Origin of the sequence: Psychrobacter sp. TB20-MNA-CIBAN-0197 (assembly GCF_040309765.1) — a bacterium.
GTDB classification, from domain to species: Bacteria; Pseudomonadota; Gammaproteobacteria; order Pseudomonadales; family Moraxellaceae; genus Psychrobacter; species Psychrobacter submarinus.
In genome coordinates, this window is the sequence record NZ_JBEOPC010001043.1 from 1 (window position 1) to 253 (window position 253).

The window sequence follows — 253 nt, forward strand, 5'->3', positions numbered from 1 at the left end:
GTTATTTAATAGCGGTAATATTGCCATTGAAATAGATAAGCGCTTAGCGTATTTAAAGCAAGGCAGTGCTTATAAGTTTCAGCGTTCGCACAGCGATGGCCGAGTGTTCGAAATGCAAGGCAACCCACTGCCCGGTGGTGGCTTTGTAACTACTTATACCGATATTACCGAGTTTGTAAAACAACAAAAAGCACTAACGCTAGCCAATGTAAGCCTAGAGGAAAAAGTAGCAACTCGTACCGCAGCATTAACG

At 43.1% G+C, this 253-nt stretch carries 1 protein-coding gene; it reads left to right on the top strand.

Features of this window, described 5'->3' with window-relative positions; genetic code table 11:
• On the top strand, positions 1 to 253 hold a 253-nt coding region (locus AAEY83_RS17080), incomplete at both ends, for a PAS-domain containing protein (protein WP_351061045.1).